The sequence below is a fragment of the Acanthopleuribacter pedis genome (assembly GCF_017377855.1).
In the GTDB taxonomy this organism is placed as follows: Bacteria; Acidobacteriota; Holophagae; order Acanthopleuribacterales; family Acanthopleuribacteraceae; genus Acanthopleuribacter; species Acanthopleuribacter pedis.
The window spans coordinates 235,615-254,719 of sequence record NZ_JAFREP010000015.1; the positions used below are offsets into that span (position 1 = coordinate 235,615).

The following is a 19,105-nucleotide window of genomic DNA, read 5'->3' on the forward strand; positions in this document are numbered from 1 at the left end:
ACCTATTCACCAACGGACGGCCGCACCATTGCGACACTGTCAGGCGCGGCAAGAAAAGGTCTTGCCAAACCGTCTTGGGTCCAAATCGCAGAAATGAGGTACCGAATGCACGATTTTTTAAAACGTCTTGGAATTAAAGAAGTAAATAGTGGGGTTTTCTCCGACAAATGGTTGGAAGGCAAAGGCGGCGAGGTCACCAGTTACAGCCCCGCCAACGGTGAGGCCATTGCCAAAGTAACCCTGGCCACCAAGGAAGAATACGAAGAAGTCATGGCCGCGGCGCAGGAAAGCTTCAAAAAATGGCGCACGGTGCCGGCTCCCATCCGCGGTCAAGTCGTGCGTGAATTGGGCGAGGTATTGCGCGCCCATAAAGACGATCTCGGCCGCCTGGTCACCTTGGAAATGGGTAAGATCCACCAAGAAGGCCTGGGCGAGGTCCAGGAAATTATCGACATCATCGACTACGCGGTCGGTTTGTCTCGCCAGCTCTACGGCTTCACCATGCACTCCGAACGGCCCGGCCACCGCATGTACGACCAATACCATCCGCTGGGTGTGGTCGGCGTGATCACGGCCTTTAACTTCCCCGCGGCGGTGTTTGGCTGGAACGCCATGATTGCAGCGGTATGCGGCGACAGTGTCGTTTGGAAACCGTCTTTGAAAACCCCGCTCGTCGCGGTCGCCATGCAAAACCTGTTCGCTCCGGTACTGGCCAAACACGGCTTCCCCGGCCTGTTCACCTTGTGCACGGGTGAGGACTTGGTCATCGGCGAAACCTTGGTCAACGACCACCGCATCCCCTTGGTTTCAGCCACCGGTTCGGTTCGGATGGGCAAAATCGTCGGCGCCAAAGTAGCCGGTCGCCTCGGTCGCTCCATCTTGGAATTGGGTGGCAACAACGCGATCATTTTGACTCCGAGCGCCGACCTCAACATAGCCATCCCCGGCATCGTGTTCGGTGCGGTCGGCACCGCGGGCCAACGCTGCACCACCACCCGTCGCTTGATTTGCCACGAAAGCCTGGTTGACCAAGTGGTTGAGAAACTGGTTAACGCCTACGGCCAGGTTCGCATCGGCGATCCCCTGGATGCGGACACCTTGATGGGCCCGCTGATCGACGAAGACGCGGTTCAACAAATGCAAGCCGCGCTGGAAAAAGTTCGTCAGGAAGGCGGCGAAGTCTTGTGCGGCGGCGAACGCGTCGACCGTCCCGGCTTTTACGTCACACCGGCGATTGCCAAGGCCAAAAACGAATTCGACATCGTACAAAACGAAACCTTCGCGCCGATTCTGTACGTGATCCCTTACAGCAACCTGGACGAAGCGATCGGTTACCAAAACGGCGTTCCCCAAGGCTTGTCATCCGCCATTTTCACCAACGAAATGCGTGAAGGCGAAACCTTCCTGAGCCACGTGGGTTCCGACTGTGGCATCGCCAACGTCAACATCGGTACCTCCGGTGCCGAAATCGGCGGCGCCTTCGGCGGCGAGAAAGAAACCGGCGGCGGACGCGAATCGGGCTCCGACTCCTGGAAAGCCTACATGCGTCGTCAAACCAACACGATCAACTACTCTTCCGAATTGCCCCTGGCTCAAGGGATTACGTTCGAGTTTTAAGCCAAGCCTTAAATCAATCGGAAAGCGGCGCCTCGGCGCCGCTTTTTGTGTTTCTGGGGAACCTACGCCTCGAGGTCACATCGCCCCCACGTTTTCCGTGATGAATCGAAAGCCCCACTAGCCCGCAATTCTCACAAGGATTCGTCGCGAGAAGCAGAAAGCCTTGTGAGTACGAAGATTACGACCAAGCGCAAACGGAGCGGGGCCGACCCTTCGCGGGGCCGACCCTTCGGCGCAGCAGCGCTACGTCGAGTATTGCTCGACCAGGTAACGCGGATGGCCGCCCCGCGGATGGCCGCCCCCGCGTAATCGCATGGGATTCAGTTTCGCAGCAGAATTCCTTGTGAGAAATGCGGGCTAGGACAGCCGGCGTTAGGCGGGGATCCCGCTGTGGAAACGGAAGGTTTCGTCCGGGCCGAGGACGAGTTCACGCTCTTTTTCGAGGAAGAAGGTAACCCGCTCGCTGATATCTTCGCCGGCATATTGGTAAGCCAATTTGAGGTAATCGGCGAAATGGCGCCGTTCCGAGCGCAGCAGCGAGGTGTAAAACTTGGATAGGGTTTCGTCTAAATGCGGCGCAATGACCCTAAAACGCTCGCAAGAACGCGCCTCAATGATCGCACCGACAATCAACACATCAATAAGCTTGCCCGGCTCCTGTTTGCGCATGTGCACGCGCAGGCCTTCCGCGTACCGAGACGCACTGACATGGGTGTAGCGAATGTCGCGGTCTTCCATAATGGCCAAAACCTGCTCAAAATGGCGCAACTCTTCGCGTGCCAGGCGCGACATTTTGGTCAAAAGCTCGGGCCGGTCAATGTAGCGAAACATGAGGTTCAAGGCGGTTGAGGCAGCTTTTTTCTCGCAATTGGCGTGGTCGATGAGCATGGTTTCCTGTTGTTTTAGGGCACAATCGACCCATGCTTGTGGGGTGGCGCAGAGTAAAAATTCTTCAAGATCAGGGATCACCAATTTCACGTTTCCTTCCTTTGAGGTCCTACGACCCAGCCCATATATAAAGGAACCGGTCCCAATGGGTCAAGGCTTCGTCAAAATCAGGGCGGCATGGTCGTCGGCTCAAAAACAGCTTTGCTTCAATAGGTTCGCGCGGGCAGCGATTCATTAGGCAACAAAACCCTTGCGCCCCACGTGCTTTTTCCCCGGCCCACGGGCTTTTTCGGCGGATTTTGGTTAGATCCATCGCGTTTGATGCCATTCAGCACGATTTGCCAAGAATCCGCTTGACCCTAGGGATAGCGGCTGATAAAAGTAACCTTCGTCATGTTTCTCGTCGCCCCGGGAACCGCCGGCCACCGGTAGAGACCCGAGGGACAGCCGGGTAGATGTACAATCTCCATGTTAAGATTCCGTGCTTTAATTGCTTAGGGGAGGAATTCGAAATGAATAAAGCCGATCTCGTTAGTGTGATGGCAAATGAAGCTGATATTTCCAAAGCTCAGGCTACCAAGGCCCTCGACGCCATGCTGGACGCGGTTGTTGCCGCACTCAAGGATGGCGACAAAGTGACCCTGGTAAACTTCGGGACCTTTTCAGTTGCCAACCGCGCTGCACGTACCGGTCGCAACCCTCGCACCAACGAGGCCATTATCATTCCCGAGAAAAAGGTACCCAAGTTTAGACCAGGCAAGAACCTTCTCGACGCGGTGGAATAATCACCCCGAGTTTGATACCACGCGAGGACCTGTTCCTCGCAAACGGGAAACCTCCCGGATGAAAAAGCGGCCAAAAGCCGCTTTTTTTTCTTTGGAATACAGCCTAAATTGAACGGTTCATGGCGGCGCACTCACCCCATCATCAGCGCGTCCTGCGCTAAGAGTTGGACTGCAACGTACCGTGAAAATGCTCGACGTCCTTTCCAAGTACGCCTGCGCTTTTCCCAACACGTTTCGCCTCAACGCTTGGCGCGTCCTGCGCCGATACTAGGGTGGTTGCATCCACCCGGACCGCCCACTTTAGACTAAGGGTTCCGCGTTACCGTTGAGCCATTCATCAAACAGACCTCACCCAGAAGGTCAACTAGGAGTTTCGTGATGCACCATCGTCACTACGACGTGCTGGTAATCGGCTCAGGCGGGGGCACCAAAATTTCAACGCCCGCCAGCCACCTAGGCCTCAAAGCCGCCATCATCGAAAAGGACCGCCTCGGCGGCACCTGCTTGAACCGCGGCTGTATTCCTTCAAAAATGCTCATTCACGCGGCCGAGGTCGCGGACCACATCAGCACGGCGGCCAAATACAACCTCAAACCCGCCGGCTTCGAGGTGGATTTCCAGGCCTTGGTTCAGCGGGTAAGCGAAACGATAGACGGGGAATCGGACAGCATTCTGCCCGCCTATCGCAAGAACGAAAACCTCGATTACTACCACGGCGAAGCGGTGTTCACCGGCGAACGCCAGGTGACGGTTCGCGGCTTCACCCTTACCGCCGACAAGGTCTACATCGCGACCGGCTCACGCCCTCGCATCCCCGACATTCCCGGCCTGGACAAAGTACCCTTTTTGACCAGTACCGAGGCCCTTCGGCTGGAGAAACAACCCAAACGTTTGGTGGTTTTAGGCGGCGGTTACATTGCAACAGAGCTGGCCTTTTATTACAGCGCCTTAGGCACGGACGTCGACCTCATCGTCCGCTCCAGCATGTTGCGCGCGGAAGACGGTCAAGTCCGCGAGGCCTTCACCAAGGCCTTTCAACGCCATGCCGATATCCACCTGCAGGCCAATATCACCAAAGTCGCCTTCGAAAACGACACCTACACGATTGAGGTCACGGGCCGTGACGGCAAAGTGCAAACCCTGGAGTCAGACGCCCTGTTGATCGCGGCAGGTGTGGTTCCTAACAGCGACCGCCTCAATCTGAAAGCGGCGGGCGTGAAAACCGATGCAAGCGGCTACATCGTCGTGGACGACCACCTGCGTACCTCGGCACCCAACACCTGGGCCCTGGGGGACGTGGTTGGCAATTACATGTTCCGTCACTCGGTAAATGTCGAGGGCGAATACCTGTTTGAAACCACGGTCGCCCATCCCGAGGATCGCCCGATTGATTACGGCGCGATGCCCCACGCGGTATTCACCACCCCGCAAGTCGCGGGCGTGGGTTTGACAGAAGAAGAAGCACGCGCCCAAGGCAACGATTACGTGGTGGGCTTCCGCAACTACAGTGCCAGTGCCATGGGCATGGCGCTGCGCTCTACGGAAGGTTTTGTCAAATTACTGGTGGACCGGAGCGACCGCAAAATCATCGGCTGTCACATCATCGGCCACGAGGCCTCGGTTTTGATTCACCAGGTGATCACCTTGATGCAAATGAAAGGCACGCTGGACGATCTGCTCAGCACGATTTTCATTCACCCGGCCTTGAATGAAATCGTCCGCAACGCGGCAAGAGACGCCCGCGCCAAACTCGCGGCGGAATAAACGCGACGACCGGCCAACCAATACTCAGCTAAACGCGGCGACATCCGTTAAGCAATTTCAGAGACCCTGAAATTCCAAGTGGATGGATGCCGCGTTTCTTTTTGCTAACGAGGAAAGCAAGATACACCTTGGCACTTGGTTTTTCAGCGGATGAAGGAGGGTGGCGGCCGAACCAACCGGCCCGCCCTCGCTTACCAAGAAACCGCTTAAAAGGTGGGCCCTTTGCACCAACACGTGTCTTTGACCCGAATCGCCGATATCGTCCCCTTGGTCGTATTTTTGTTAACGGCGGGGTTGATCATGGGCGTTTGGTGGAGCCACCAGAGCCGCCAGACCAAGGCCGACCAGGTGCGCCTTGAACTCATCTCAGAGCAGATCAAACACAGCGTGGAGCAGGGCGTCCAAGGCCGATTGGGTCTGATTAAGCTGATGCGGGATCAGTGGGCGGCCCAGGCCGCGCCCGACCGACGCGCCTTTATGGATTGGTGCAACCGAATTTTTGACGAATTCCCAGGATTTCAGGCGGTGAATTGGGTCACCGACCAAGGGGTAATTCAATGGGTCTATCCGCCCGAAACCAACAGCGCGGCCTTGGGTTTCGATCTCAGCGAGCATCCGGTCGCGGGTCCGGTTTGGCGACGCGCAAAAATCACACAAAGCTACACGGTCACCCCGGGCCTGGAACTGCTCCAGTCAGGCACGGGTTTTGCCGCCTATTTCCCCATCACCTTCCGCGACGGCACCAAGGGTTTTCTGAATTTGGTGTTCCGCAGCGCACCCTTGTTCGAAACCTTCCTGGGCGAGGCAAAATACACGGCGTATGATTTCCGCATCACCAATGAGGATTTGGTGCTGTATGCGAGCCGTCCCAATTTACCCAAACACCTACCGCAAGCCCTGAGTCACACCTTCACCATCCGGGGCAACCCGTGGCGCCTTGAGGTCGGCCACACACAACGGCTAGGCCGACTAAGCGCGGAACAAACCGGGAATATCTTGCTCATTGTCGGGTTGTTGATGGTCTTGCTGTTCTCGTTTTCGATCCGGGTCATTCTTTATCGCCAGGTGCAGCAACAGGAACAGCAACGGACCATGATGACCCTGATGGAGAATTTACCGGGGATGGTTTACCGCTATGCGTTGCGTACACCCTATACGCTGTCATTTGTCAGCCAGGGGGCGTATTCCTTGACCGGATACCGGGATGAAGAGTTGATCGACGGCCGCGGGGCCTGTTACAGCGACCTCATTTTTGATGAGTTCAAACCGGCCCTCGAAAAAATGCGCCTCACGGCCTGTAAAACCAAAAGCCCCACGGAAACCATCTACCGAATTCGGACGCGCAGCGGTATTTCACGCTGGGTATGGGACCGCACCTGCGCCATTTTTGATTGGCGCGGCAGCATTGTCGCGATGGAAGGGTTCATTACAGACGTCAGCGAACGCATCGAGGCGGAACAAGAACTGTTGCGCCACCACAACCGCCTGGAAGAAATCGTGGCGCAACGAACCAACGAACTCAAGGCGACCAATCACGAGTTACTTCACGAAATCAAACAGCGTCGGATCATCGAAGAACACCTGAACCAGTCCCTCCACGAGCTGGAACGGGCCAACCGAGACCTCGAGGAATTTGCCTATGTCACCTCCCACGATCTCAAGGCGCCGCTCAGGGGAATCAACTCCATGGCGCAATGGCTGGCGGAAGATTACGGGGATCGCCTGGACGAGACCGGATCCGGTTATTTGGCCACCATTAGCGAACGCGCGGGACGATTGACCCAACTGATCGAAGGCATTCTAGACTACTCACGCATCAGCAACGCCTCGGAGATCCAACATTTAGACAGCGGCGCGGTGGCTGACGCGGTGATGGGAAACCTCACGGTTCCAACGGGGCTCAGTCTCGTGCGAAGGGGAACTTTCCCCGAGGTGCTTTACGACCAAACCCAACTGTTCCAGGTTTTTCAAAACCTGGTTAGCAACGCGGTAAAACACATGGGAAAACCCGAGGGGCGCATTGAGATATTTGGGGACGAAAACGAAACGGACTGGCTTTTTTCGGTGGCCGACGACGGCGTGGGAATTCCCGAGGACCAACAAGAACGGGTCTTCAAGTTGTTCCAAACCGTCACGGAAGGCGACCGGAACCAAGGCAATACAGGAATCGGCCTTTCGGTTGTGAAAAAGATTGTGGAACGCAACCACGGTTTTATCAAACTCCAATCAAAACCGGGCCAAGGCTGCAAGGTCACGTTCAGTATCCCAAAAAACCAGTCGCCGTTCAGGAACAATCTGGTGCATTTTCTGGTTCTCGACGCCAACCCGGAGGAGGGACGCCGACAGGTCGCCATGCTGCAACACGCGGGCTTTTCAGCCCATTTCCTGCAAGACAAGGATCCAGATTCCGACGCCTTCCGCACGATGGGGCGCAAGGTAAACCATGTGTTGCTGGACAACGGTTTGGTTGAGGAACGACGAAACATCATGGAAACCCTGATTCGGCTGAACCCGGAGATGACCATGGCAATCGTCTTAAAAACCAACCACTCCACAACTTACGCAACACCCAGCCACTGGCCGGTGTCCGGCGTCATCAAGGAAACCAGGAACCTGAGTGGGGTGACGGCGCTTTTCAAGATCACCACCAACGAGCCGACACAACCCACACAAACCTATTAATTCATTACATTTAAGATAAAACAAGGAAATAATTCACCGAATCCCTTACACATCAGACGGGCCGACGCCTGGAAAGTTGTTAAAAGAAAAAGACTTAGATCAAATCAGCAATTAAACAACCAAAAAACAACCTTTCCACTTGACTCAATAGGGATTCTCGAATAAATTTAAGGGCAGAGCGGCGCTGTCATCTCCGAGTAGCCAACGGAGTTTGACCAAAGCCCTTCAATCACAACAACTTCCCAACCCGCATGCTCAGATTTTTCATGGCGATCAGGCAAAAATACCCGCAACAAAAACCGGGTCGCCATCAAAAATCTTGGCATTTCATCAAACCGTGCACACGCAATCGCACGTGTTAGCCCATCGATTGTGGTCCGAGGGGTCGCCATTCCTAGGCGACCTTTTCTTCCTGGCGCCACGTCGCGAATGGGGTCCGATACCGCCGCGGACCCATCCATTCACACGCTCTTCATCATGAGACTTTACCCGCATTTCTCGCAAGTCGTTCTGCTGCGAAGCCGAAAACCATGCGATTACGAGGGGGCGTAGCTATGCTACGCCGAATGGTCGGCCCCCTGTGTCGTCACTCGGTCGTCATCTTTGCACGCACAAGGCTTTCAGCTTCTCGCGACAAATATTTGCGAGAAATGCGGGCAAAGAACCTAAGAAGCGCAATGAATCGCGGCGCTTTGGTCCGATTCCGGCCTGATTTTCAACCCAGAAATTCAAGGGCCGGTCAATCCGTGCATGACTGAAAGAACCATAAGAGATTGGGGTAATAAACCCTCCGTCCTTCTCTTAAACCACATAACTCACCTTTCATTTCAAAAGGCGAAGTGGTAACAGGGTCTATTTTCACCAGTTTCTACAATCTTTTCTGATAATTCAACGACTCAAATTCTTAGAGGAAAATCTAGAATTTTCCAATTCACCCAAGCCCAAAGTTTCGAAAATATAACAACTGATTTCCAACGACAAACGGAAGAGAGCAGGGAGCATTCCCAAGCTTATGCCCGCGTTTGGCCAAAAAGGAGGTTCCTTTGAGTGAATCACAAAAAATTCGAATTGCGATTGCCGACGATTTCACCATGATCCGGCAGGCTCTGGATACATTACTTACCAAACAAGACGACATTGTGTTAGTGGGAGAAGCATCCGACGGTTTCGAAGCCTTGGATCTGGTCCGAAAGAAAGAGGTGGATGTTTTATTAATGGAGCCGTTGATTCCCAAAAAAGACGGCATCGATCTGACCAAGGACATCATCTCTTTGGAGCGGAATGTCCGCATCTTGATACTAACAATGGATAAAACGAGCCACAACGCGTTCCGCATGTTGCGCGCGGGCGCCATGGGCTGGCTCCCGAAAACCGTTGACCTGGAACAGATCCTGGAGGCGATTCGAACGGTCCATAGTGGCAAGGTGTACTTACCGCCGGAGTTACAACGAAGCTTTGCAGAACGCTATGTTCGCCCGGAAAGTATCTCGAATCCCGAAGAGCAATTGTCTGATCGCGAATTCCAAGTCATGCGCCTATTGGCACAGGGAAATACCAATCGTGAAATCTCTCAAATGCTCTATGTCGGCGTTAAAACCATTGACACACACCGCGCCAACCTTCTTCGTAAACTTGGCTTGCGCAATAACTCCGACTTAACCCGATTCGCAATCCAAAATGGTTTTGTCAAATTCTAATAGCCTCGATGGATCGCGAACAAGTCGCGATGGACGAACAAGGCTTGCGACCGAGCAACCCAACACCATACGAATTCGGCGGGTTGGTTCACCCGCATGGTGCTCGGTCGCAAGCCCTGCTCGCCTTTGCCGGACAAAAGAAACCGTCCGTCTCTGTCGCCAGGGATTGTCGCAACCAAAAAAAAAGGCTAGGGCCGGCTAAACCTCGGTTTCAAGACGATTGACCGCACCCGAGGTGAGCATGGGTGCGGCATCGAGGTCCTCGGCATTCATTAAGTGCGCGACGCGTTCCAGGCTAGCTAGAATCATGGATTGCTCCCAATTCGGCAGCATCTCGTAACGCTCTACAAACCGTTTTTGGAGCGAGGTGGGTGCCGAGGCCAACAAAGCCAAACCCTCCTCGGTAATGGACACCAACTGACGACGTTTGTCCACCTGATCCCGTGTACGCGTGACCAAGGCCCGTTTTGCCAAGCGATTTAAAATGTCGGTGACGGTTGCGTGGCTGAGGGTAACCCTTTCAGCCAAAACACTTACGGGTAACCCTCCCGATTTGCGAACCTCGGCCAAAATAAGCGCCTGAGGGCCGGTTAACCCAAAATCTCTCGCCAGTTTTTTTGAGGACAAATCAACGGCACGAATGATTTTACGAAGATTCATCAAAACTTCGTCACATTTGGTTTCTTCCATGAAGGGACTCCCCGGTCTCGGAACTCAGGAAGATTATTTTAAACCTTAACGGCACCCGCCGCGTGGGCGATTTCACAGAATTCATCAACGGGCAAGCATAAAACCTAAGAAGCGCGATAACGCGCAATGATTTTGGCCGGCCCGCATTTCTCACACGGCTTTTGGCTTCTCGTGAGAAATGCGGGCTAGGGCGCGGCCTTGCTTTTGAGCCCAAGCTAGGCCTAGGGTATCGGTGTGGCGGTGATGCCCGACAGGAACGCGCGAGAACCTCCCCCTTGGTCTCCCCACAGAAGGAACCCGGCGAATTCGGACCCGTCGGCCTGAGCTTCAATCCAAGCGCCCCGACTCAAGGTCTCGCTACTCTGGAACAAACCCGACAGGGTCGTAACGAACTTGGTTTTCGCGGCCAAATTGTCGACGGCTTGTGTTTCCAACAGGTTGCCGGCCGTGTCATAAGCGCGGAAGGTGACGGAGGCGTTCGCTTCACCCAAGTTAACAGCCACTAGACCGGTGAACTCGGAAGCGCTGGAATTGAAGTAAGGGTAAACCCAACCGCGTCCGCCCTGGTAATTGCCTTGCAAACCGGTGAAGTAATCGTTGTCGGAAATGGAAGGGGCACCAAACAACTCATAGCCGATTAAGGGCGCGTCACTGGTGACCTGGACCCAAGCGGTTCCGGCGGGGACGACCTCCTGGTTGGCGAAATCAAAGAACAGGGTGGCCTTGCTGTTGGGTGCAAGAAGGCGCTCACTTTCACGCAGGATGTTACCCCCGGCATCGTAATAGGTTTCTAAGGCGGTGGTTTCGTTTTCGCCCACGTTAATGTAAAGCATGCCGGTCCAAAATTGACCGGTATCGGTGGCGACGTGGAGGAAGTTTAGGGTAGTACCGCTTTCATTGTTGAGGCCCAAGGCTGCTTGCTGCGTGCGGTTTGGCAAACGGGTGAAATATTCCATCCCGGCAATGCGTGGCGCGGTGGCGGTGATCCGACCCCAGAGGTCGGGGCCGGCGGCCAAATCGGTACCGAGGTAGTCGGTAATGGGGCGAGAGCTGAAGCCATAGGCGTTTTCTGTTTCGGTGACGGCAAGCGTGGTCTCGCCTGGGAACTCGGTGAGTTCGGCACCGGCGGCGGTGTCGGTTCCGTTAACCACATTCAGCACGGTTTCGAAATTGGTCAGGTCCTTGGCGATGTGCGGTAAAAGCACTTGGCTTTCTGCTTGCGTGCCCTGGTAGGCGGCACGCGTGGTACCGGTTCGGTTCTCGGCAAAAATGCTCAGGGCCTGTGCCGAACCAACTTGCAGCCATGCGATCTGGGTCGCATCCGCTGAAAACAAATCGCTTACAGAGACAAAGCGACTTGCTTTCGCACCCAAGGATGTGAGGACTTGGCTTTGACCGAGCGGTTCGCCCTCATCATTAAATGCGAAGATTTCGACAGCGCTCGTGGAATCGCCCCAATTCACCAGGCCGACCCAGGTGGTTGCATCGGTGCCGTTGGTGCGTACGTCGGGGAGGTGGTAGCGATTGGCGAGACTGGAAATGACCCGCCCACTATTCCCGGAGGCCAAGGTGGCTTGGTACATGCCGTTTCCGTGGGTACCGATGAGAAGATTGTTGTCGGCGGGGCGAAGAACCAGCTGAGAAACCACCGCGGAGCCGATGGTCGCGGTTTCCTCCCGTTGCCAAGTGGTTCCGTCCGCCAGCGGTGACCGAGTGCTCCACAAGCCGGCGTTGGTGCCGACCAGGTAAAGGGGACCTTGGGCGTCGCGCGCGATGGCGCCGGCACGGAAGCTAAGCACACCGATGTTGCCTTCGATTTGCATCCAGGTCGGGTTGGCGACGCTTGCATCCATGGTGAGGAACACGCTGGGCACCTCAAAGTTGGCGATGGTCGCCAACACAATGCGGTCGTCGTTGGGATCCACGGCGATACTGCTGACCACACCCCCTTGGGCGGCGGCCGGGGTGATGTTCACGGGTGAAACGGAACCGTCGCTGTTAACGGGATCGTCAATGCGAAAAATGCGCCCGTCGCTGGAACCCACGTACAGCTTGCTCGCGGCGGAATAGGTTCCCCGTGATGCAGCGAGGGAGCGAATTTCCGCTTCGCCGATGGTGGTTCCCAATGCGGAAAACTCACCCCAAGCATCGGGTGTCACGGTAGACGCCGCGTTGGTGCGGAACAACCGATTGCGCGCGGCATAGTACAGGTTCTCGGTGTTGTCTTGATCCAAGAAGAAATAGGTCACAAAAATACTTTCTTCGGCAGCCGCGGGTCGAATGTCGTCGTAAACGGCCCTGCTATCGGTACGGAAAAAGGTGCCGTTTTGGGCGGCAACGTAATAAAACTCTTGGTCACCGATGTTCTGACCGATGGCCACCGCGGCCCCGTCCCCTTCAAAGATCTCGGTGTGGCTGGTGCCGCTGAGGGTTAAGGTGGTTCCGTTGTCTTGAGCCCCGCCAATGGCGCGACTGTCCCCGGCATTGGGGGCCAGCGCCACGTGGTAGTACTGATAAGTCAGGTAGTTGTTGTTGAGGTTGGTCCAGGCAAAGGGGTTCCTGCTAACGGAACCTTCGTGAACGCCACCGTCGCTCCCACACAAGATTTGGTCAGGGTTGTTGGGATCAAACACCACCACGTGAATATCGGGGTGGTGGTTGGGATACAGCGCGTAACTATTGTTGTCGGCATAACCGCCCAGGCGCGAGGTGGTGGATGCGGTGGAAAAACCGTCGCGGGAAACCCAGAGGTTGGTCCCACCGACAAATACTTGGTTGCTGTCGGCCGGCGAAATTTCCAGCGTGAGGTTGTAACCGCCCTGCACGGCGAGCGGGTTGTTGCCGGCGAGGCAGTCCCCGTCATTGGGAAGATTGGCGCTCAAATCGGTCCAGGTACCGGCGGCGGTGTCGTAACGCCACAAAAAGCCCTCGGGTTTTGCCTCTCGCGATTCGCAATCATTTTCGTGAAAGTTGTCCATCAATACGAGCAGAAAGGCAGTGTTGACGGGGTCCAGTGCAATTTCAGTGCGACCGAAATCCGCGTTGGCGGGGAAACCGACGGGCGAGGCGGCGCCTTCGCCGGCAATTTTCTCCCAACTCCCGGCATCACCCGTGGTCGAGCGGTAAATCCCGCCTTCGCTGCCGACGGCACCACCAAGCGCGGCATAAAGCACGCTGCCGTCGGCGCTGATTTCAATGTCGAACATGGCCTCACTGGATTGAAACGCATCGGCGCCGACGATCACGCGCTCGATACTGCCGTCGCTGTTGTTCAGCCGGAAGATACCGCCAAAGGTGGAGATGTACAGGTCGGAAGTTCGCGGATGGACCACCAAACGCGACACCAGGTCAAAAAAATTGTCGAATTGTTCGGGCGTACCGGGCGCGGTCGCCTCAATTTGCGACCAACTCAGGCCACCATCGGTTGAACGCCAGATGCCGTTACCCCAGTAAAAAGCGCCCTCAAAAGAAGCGGAGTTGCCGGAGATTTCCCCGGTGCCGTAATACCAAACGTTGGTTTGGTTGGGATCCTGGGCCAAGGCGGTGACATTGTGCATCTGGTCTTGAGGCGAAACCTTGGTCCAGGTTTGACCGCGATTGGTGGTGCGGAAAACACCGGAGGAAACCCCACCGGCGAGGAGGGTTTGCGCCGAGGCGTCGGCACGATCAAAAACAATGGCGCGGGTGCGGCCACCCAGGTTGCCGGGGCCGCGCGAGATCACGGATTCGATGCGTTTCTCGGCATTTTTAGCGCGGGGAAAAGCGCGTAAAACCTGCGCCCGCAGCGTTTCGGCATCAGCCGGAATTTTGCCGGTTGCGGGGTTCTTTAACAGGTCATATTCCCAGGCGGCGCGCGCGGCGACCGCTTCGCGACGGCGCTCTAAGAGGGGTTTCCGGTCGGCGCGGTCCGCGCGGGGCATGCCCTGCCCCCGTTCTGTCCGTGTTTGGTCTTCAAGTTGTTGGGCAATTTGAGGGATTTCGGTGCCGTAGTTTTGCCAAGCGAGGCAGCCCAGCAGGCCGAAGGCCAACACAAATAGGAACCAAATTCGCTGGTTCATGAGATCTTCCTCCTAAGGATGGTGGCAGGCAGGACGATGGACCCAAGCCGGGTCGATCCCGGGCAGGGGCGGCAGGGACGGTAAACTTCCCGCGAAAAGATGTAAGGAGAGTTAACGATGACCCTATCGGCGAACAATCCACCGAGGTTCATCTTTTTTTTCACACAACAGCTATTTCACACCCTAAGAAAATTAAAATCGCGCCATCGCAAATAAATCCAACGGGTGGCCTTCAAGCGTCACATCTCGGGCCGCCAATCAGACCATGAGGCACGGGTCACCAAAAAGGCGACACCTCACCTACCGCGCGAAGGTCAAGCAGCGAAGGCAACCGTTTGTTCACAACCATTGCGTCCATTCAACCGCTTGTCAAAACAAAAAATGGGCATTCATAGCCGATAAAACCATCGTCATGCACAGAAACGCAAACACCAGAGGTAAATGCGAATACCGCCGCCAAAACCAGACACAAAATCGACGCAACCGCGTTTTCGACGGATCGAAATCAGACGGAGGAGGGTTTTCGGGCAAGTTCCCGCAGGCGGTCATAGCGGAAAATACCCGAGTCGTGCCCGTCGCTAAATACCAAGCCCAAGGCGTAACGACCGACGGAACTCACCTGCTTGAGGCGAATATCGGCGGGAACGCGATCCTGTTGCAAGGTGCGCTCGCCGGTAATCTCGTCGACACAAACAGCGCAGGGGCAGTTTTGCCGGAGTTTGCGCACGGAAAGTATATCGCGCACCCCGTCATGCCACTGCACGCCGAGTTCGTCGCTGCTCACCTGCCAAACGGCCTGAACAAGCACCCGTTCATCGGCGGGAACAATTTTGGGCGGTTCGGTTTCCCGTTCATTGAAACCCATCTCACGCCAATCAAACCGAAAAACGGCGATCTGGCCGGATTGTTCCAGTTCCGCCAGAATACGGTCAGCAGCCTGGCGGACGGCGACGGCGCTATGGGATTCGGGGAACGCAATCATCATCGGGGTGCCGTCGTCGCCGGCCTCGCACACGGTCCCCTCGATGGGGACTTGGGCCAGCAGGGGTAGGTCCAATTCCTTGGCCAACGCTTTGCCACCGGCGTCGCCGAAGAGGTAACGCAGGTCGTCGCAGCCGTCACAGACGAACCAACTCATGTTCTCTACCAAACCCAAAACGGGAATTTCCAGTTGCTTGAAGGCGTGCAAACCGCGCCGGGTGTCGGTCAAACTGAGGCCTTGCGGGGTGGTCACCACCACGGCGGCGCTGATCGGCAACAACTGACCGATGGTTAAAACGGCGTCACCGGTTCCCGGCGGCATATCGAGCAACAAATAATCGAGTTCGCCCCAATGGACGTGGTTGGTGAATTTCTGGATCATGCCGTGAACCATGGCACCCCGCCAAATAAGCGGTACCCGTTCATCGGTCAGATTGCCCATGGAAACAAAAGATATGCCGTGGGCTTGAATGGGTTCAACGGCGTCCTTGCGGTCATCCACCAAAGGGGGTCGCGAGGAATCGCCCAACATCAAGGCCATACTGGGCCCGTGGATGTCGGTATCCATGACACCGACCCGGAACCCTTTTTGCGAAAGCGCAATCGCCAGGTTAACCGTTAAGGTCGACTTCCCAACCCCGCCTTTGGCCGAATGAACGGCGATAATGTGGCGCACGGCGCCGATTCCCATGTTCATGGCTAAACCTCAAATGCTTGCGGACTCGGCACGGCCCAACCGACGGAGCGTTTCCCCAGCTCAGCGGCGACGCGGCCGGCAAGGTTTCCAAAGGCGGTTAGATAGGGGCCTTCTTTTTGGCGCAGGATCACGGGGACGCCTTCCCCGGCGTCGTCGTTAATGGTCGGATCCAGGGGTAACCGTGCCAGAAGCGGTAATTGGTATTCATCGGCCAAGGCTTGGCCGCCGCCGCTGCCGAAGAGGTGATGTTCCTTGTCGCACTTGCCGCACAGGTAATAACTCATGTTTTCGATAAAGCCGAGCACGGGAACGTCGACCTTGGCGAACATTTCGACCCCTTTGCGGGCGTCGAGCAGGGCGGCTTTTTGCGGGGTGGTCACCACGATGCCGGCGTTAATCGGGGTATTTTGGGTGAGGCTGAGTTGGATATCCCCGGTTCCGGGCGGCAAGTCAAGCACCAAATAATCGGTATCACCCCAGGCGACGTTAAACAGAAACTGCTGCACGAAACGGTGCAACATGGGTCCGCGCATGGTGGCGGATTGGTCGCCGTCCAGCAGAAAACCCATCGACATCACGTTCATGCCATACACCTGATGGGGCTTAAAGGAGCCGTCACCAAGCTGTCGCACGGGGCGGGTAAAGCCGACGAGATCGGGTAAGCTCGGGCCGTAGATGTCACAGTCAAGCAGGGCGACCCGTGCGCCGCGGCGCAACAAAGCCAGCGCCAGGTTGATGCTAACCGTCGATTTGCCCACACCGCCTTTACCACTGGTCACCGCAATCACATTGCGCACGCCGGGAATCTGACGGCGACCCGGGGCATTGCGCACCCGCGCGGTCATGGTGACCTTGACCTTGGTGACGCCCAGGGCGCGCACCACTTCTTCGCATTGTTTTTGGAGTTGTTCCTTAACGGGGCAAGCAGGCGTGGTCAACTCGACGTCAAAAGCAACAGTGTCACCGTCAATCACCAGGTTTTTGATAAAACCCAGGCTGACGATATCGCGATGCAGGTCGGGATCGATGACCTGTTTCAGGGCGTCAAGCACCTGTGCTTCGGTCACCGTCGCCTGTTTCTTGCGGAACCGGCCGAAAATCATGGAGATCCTTTCTCTTGCCGCGGGTTAAAAACCCAGTCGGCGCATCACAACCTATTTAAATCATGCCCAATTCGAATTTGGCTTCCTCGGTCATCATGTCGGGCGTCCAGGGCGGATCCCACACGATGTCGACAATCACCTGGGTGATATCGGGAATCATCTCAATCTGTTGCTGCACCATCATCGGCAGTTCTTGCGCGGACGGGCAATTGGGGGTGGTCAGGGTCATTTGCACATCGGCTTTTTTGGCTTCATCCACATCAACACGATAAATCAATCCCATTTCATAAATATTGATGGGAATTTCGGGGTCGTAAACCTGGCGCAAGGCCTCGGTGATGTCGGTACGCAAAATGGCGTCCCCGCCGTCACCGGGTACCAGGTTGTCGACCGGTTCCGGGAGCGTTTCGTTCATTCTGGAATCTCCTCTTCAGTACAAGCGGTGGTGGGTTGGGGGTGAAAACACATGGCGAGGGTATGCCAAGGTAACAGGGCGCATTGAATGCGACTGGGAAAGTCGCGAACGGGTTCTAAGCAAGACGCCTCGTCAAAAACCTCGGGCCATTCGATGTGACCACGCAAGGCGTTTTCAAAGGACTCGAGCGCCTTGGGTACGGTTTCAACCGCGATTCCCTGGAGCACCTGGGCCATGAGCGCGGCCGAGGCATGGCAAACCACACAGGATTCGCTGTCAAAGCCAAGCGCGGCAATGCGGCCCTCCCGACAATGCAAAGCGGTTTCCAAGGCGTCACCGCAGTGGGGGTTAAACCCCTCGGCGCGGTGGGTAACCACCTCGGGTGGGGGCCAATCGGCCAAACGAGCGGCGTAGTCTTTAATCGCTTCGCGGTAAAGCGCCTTGACCCCCGGGGCAATGCCGTTCATCAGAGCAGCATCTCCCGCACCTTGCCGAGGCCGACAACAAGCGCGTCGATTTCTTCGCGGGTATTGTAAAACGCGAGCGAGGCACGCACGGTAGCGGGAACCTTAAAGAACTTCATCAAGGGTTCGGTGCAGTGATGCCCGGTGCGCACGGCCACACCGGTATGGCTGAGAATGGTACCGATGTCGTGGGGATGGGCACCGTCGAGCACAAAGGAAAACACGCTGGTTTTCTCGGCGGCTTCACCAATCATGCGCAGGCCGGGCACGGTTTTGAGCTGTTCGGTGCCGTAGGTCAACAACCCGTACTCATAGTCGCTAATCGCCTCGAGACCCACCTCGTTGAGGTAGTCAATGGCGGCACCTAAGCCAACGGCGCCCGCGATGATCGGGGTGCCGGCCTCAAATTTAGAAGGCAGTTCGTTGTAGACGGTCTTTTCAAAACTCACACTTTTGATCATGTCACCGCCACCTTGGTACGGCGGCATTTGCTCGAGCAAGTACCGTTTGCCGTACAAGACACCGATGCCGGTGGGCGCGAACATTTTATGACCGGAAAAGGCATAAAAATCGCAGTCGAGATCGCGAACGTCGACACCTTGGTGCGGGACGGCTTGGGCGCCGTCAACAAGGGTAACGGCGCCGGCGGCGTGGGCCAACTGCACCATGCGTTTCACCGGGTTTACGGTGCCCAATGAGTTGGAAATATGGTTGAAGGCAACAATCCGGGTTTTGTCATTGAGCAAACGCTCGAATTCGTCCATCAAGAGTTCGCCGCGTTCGTTGATGGGACAAACCCGCAACACCGCGCCGGTTTGTTCACAAATCATCTGCCAAGGAACAATGTTTGAGTGGTGCTCCATATAGGTGATCAGCACCTCGTCGCCCGCGCGAAGGTGCGCGCGACCGTAGCTGGAGGCCACCAGGTTAATCGCCTCGGTGGTGCCTTTGGTGAAAATCACCTCGGCAATTTCAGCGGCGTTGATAAACGCGCGAACCTTTTCCCGCGCCGATTCATAGGCGGTGGTTGCTTCCTCGCTGAGGGTATGCAGGCCGCGGTGAACGTTGGCGTTATGGCGCCGATAATAACGGGCCACGGCTTCGATCACCTGATTGGGTTTTTGGGAAGAGGCGGCGTTGTCCAGATAAATCAGTGGTTTTTTGTGAACGGTCCGCTGCAAAATCGGGAAATCAGCGCGAATTTTGGCAATGTCAAGGGTGTGGGTTTGATGGGCGGCAAGGCTTGATTGACTCATGGTGACTC

13 protein-coding genes are annotated in these 19,105 nt (G+C 56.0%); 5 read left to right on the forward strand and 8 right to left on the reverse strand.

Features of this window, described 5'->3' with window-relative positions; translation table 11 throughout:
* The first annotated feature begins 105 nt into the window (after positions 1–105).
* Positions 106–1,617, forward strand: a complete 1,512-nt coding sequence (gene amaB, locus J3U88_RS16675; RefSeq protein ID WP_207860061.1) for an L-piperidine-6-carboxylate dehydrogenase — start codon at positions 106–108, stop codon at positions 1,615–1,617.
* Positions 1,618–1,989: 372 nt separating this feature from the next.
* On the opposite strand, the gene J3U88_RS16680 is transcribed toward amaB, so the two are convergent.
* Positions 1,990–2,595 (reverse strand): MiaE family protein, encoded by a 606-nt coding sequence (locus J3U88_RS16680; RefSeq protein WP_341535186.1) that lies wholly within the window; start codon positions 2,593–2,595, stop codon positions 1,990–1,992.
* Positions 2,596–3,017: 422 nt separating this feature from the next.
* On the opposite strand from J3U88_RS16680, the gene J3U88_RS16685 reads away from it, so the two are divergent.
* From J3U88_RS16685 to J3U88_RS16700, 4 genes are all read left to right on the forward strand, one after another.
* Positions 3,018–3,290, forward strand: a complete 273-nt coding sequence (locus J3U88_RS16685) for an HU family DNA-binding protein (RefSeq protein ID WP_207860062.1) — start codon at positions 3,018–3,020, stop codon at positions 3,288–3,290.
* Positions 3,291–3,668: 378 nt separating this feature from the next.
* A complete protein-coding gene (locus J3U88_RS16690) occupies positions 3,669–5,054 on the forward strand; it encodes a dihydrolipoyl dehydrogenase family protein (RefSeq protein WP_207860063.1) in 1,386 nt (461 codons plus the stop codon).
* Between the two features lie 222 nt (positions 5,055–5,276).
* Positions 5,277–7,736: an ATP-binding protein gene (locus J3U88_RS16695; protein ID WP_207860064.1), complete on the forward strand. Its 2,460-nt coding sequence runs from the start codon at positions 5,277–5,279 to the stop codon at positions 7,734–7,736.
* A gap of 1,043 nt (positions 7,737–8,779) precedes the next feature.
* Positions 8,780–9,433: a response regulator gene (locus tag J3U88_RS16700; protein ID WP_207860065.1), complete on the forward strand. Its 654-nt coding sequence runs from the start codon at positions 8,780–8,782 to the stop codon at positions 9,431–9,433.
* Between the two features lie 198 nt (positions 9,434–9,631).
* On the opposite strand, the gene J3U88_RS16705 is transcribed toward J3U88_RS16700, so the two are convergent.
* The 7 genes from J3U88_RS16705 to J3U88_RS16735 all read right to left on the reverse strand — a co-directional run bounded on the left by J3U88_RS16705 (position 9,632) and on the right by J3U88_RS16735 (position 19,097).
* On the reverse strand, positions 9,632–10,123 hold the full coding sequence (locus J3U88_RS16705) for a MarR family winged helix-turn-helix transcriptional regulator (protein WP_207860066.1): 492 nt from the start codon (positions 10,121–10,123) through the stop codon (positions 9,632–9,634).
* A 221-nt stretch (positions 10,124–10,344) separates the two neighbouring features.
* Complete coding sequence (locus tag J3U88_RS16710) at positions 10,345–14,181, reverse strand: WD40/YVTN/BNR-like repeat-containing protein (protein ID WP_207860067.1); 3,837 nt, start codon at positions 14,179–14,181, stop codon at positions 10,345–10,347.
* A gap of 505 nt (positions 14,182–14,686) precedes the next feature.
* The gene (locus J3U88_RS16715; RefSeq protein WP_207860068.1) at positions 14,687–15,859 is read right to left on the reverse strand and encodes a P-loop NTPase; all 1,173 of its coding nucleotides are present in this window, start codon (positions 15,857–15,859) and stop codon (positions 14,687–14,689) included.
* 2 nt (positions 15,860–15,861) lie between these two features.
* Entirely contained in the window at positions 15,862–16,962 is a 1,101-nt protein-coding gene (locus J3U88_RS16720) for an Mrp/NBP35 family ATP-binding protein (RefSeq protein ID WP_207860069.1), read from the reverse strand.
* A gap of 55 nt (positions 16,963–17,017) precedes the next feature.
* Positions 17,018–17,377 carry an iron-sulfur cluster assembly protein gene (locus J3U88_RS16725; protein ID WP_207860070.1) on the reverse strand — a complete coding sequence of 120 codons (360 nt, stop codon included), beginning with the start codon at positions 17,375–17,377 and terminating at the stop codon, positions 17,018–17,020.
* Positions 17,374–17,844, reverse strand: coding sequence for an iron-sulfur cluster assembly scaffold protein (locus tag J3U88_RS16730; protein WP_207860071.1), 471 nt, complete (start codon positions 17,842–17,844; stop codon positions 17,374–17,376). The genes J3U88_RS16725 and J3U88_RS16730 overlap by 4 nt, the downstream gene beginning before the upstream one ends.
* Positions 17,844–19,097, reverse strand: coding sequence for a cysteine desulfurase (locus J3U88_RS16735; protein ID WP_207860072.1), 1,254 nt, complete (start codon positions 19,095–19,097; stop codon positions 17,844–17,846). Before J3U88_RS16735 ends, J3U88_RS16730 begins: the two co-directional genes overlap by 1 nt.
* Positions 19,098–19,105: the final 8 nt, after the last annotated feature.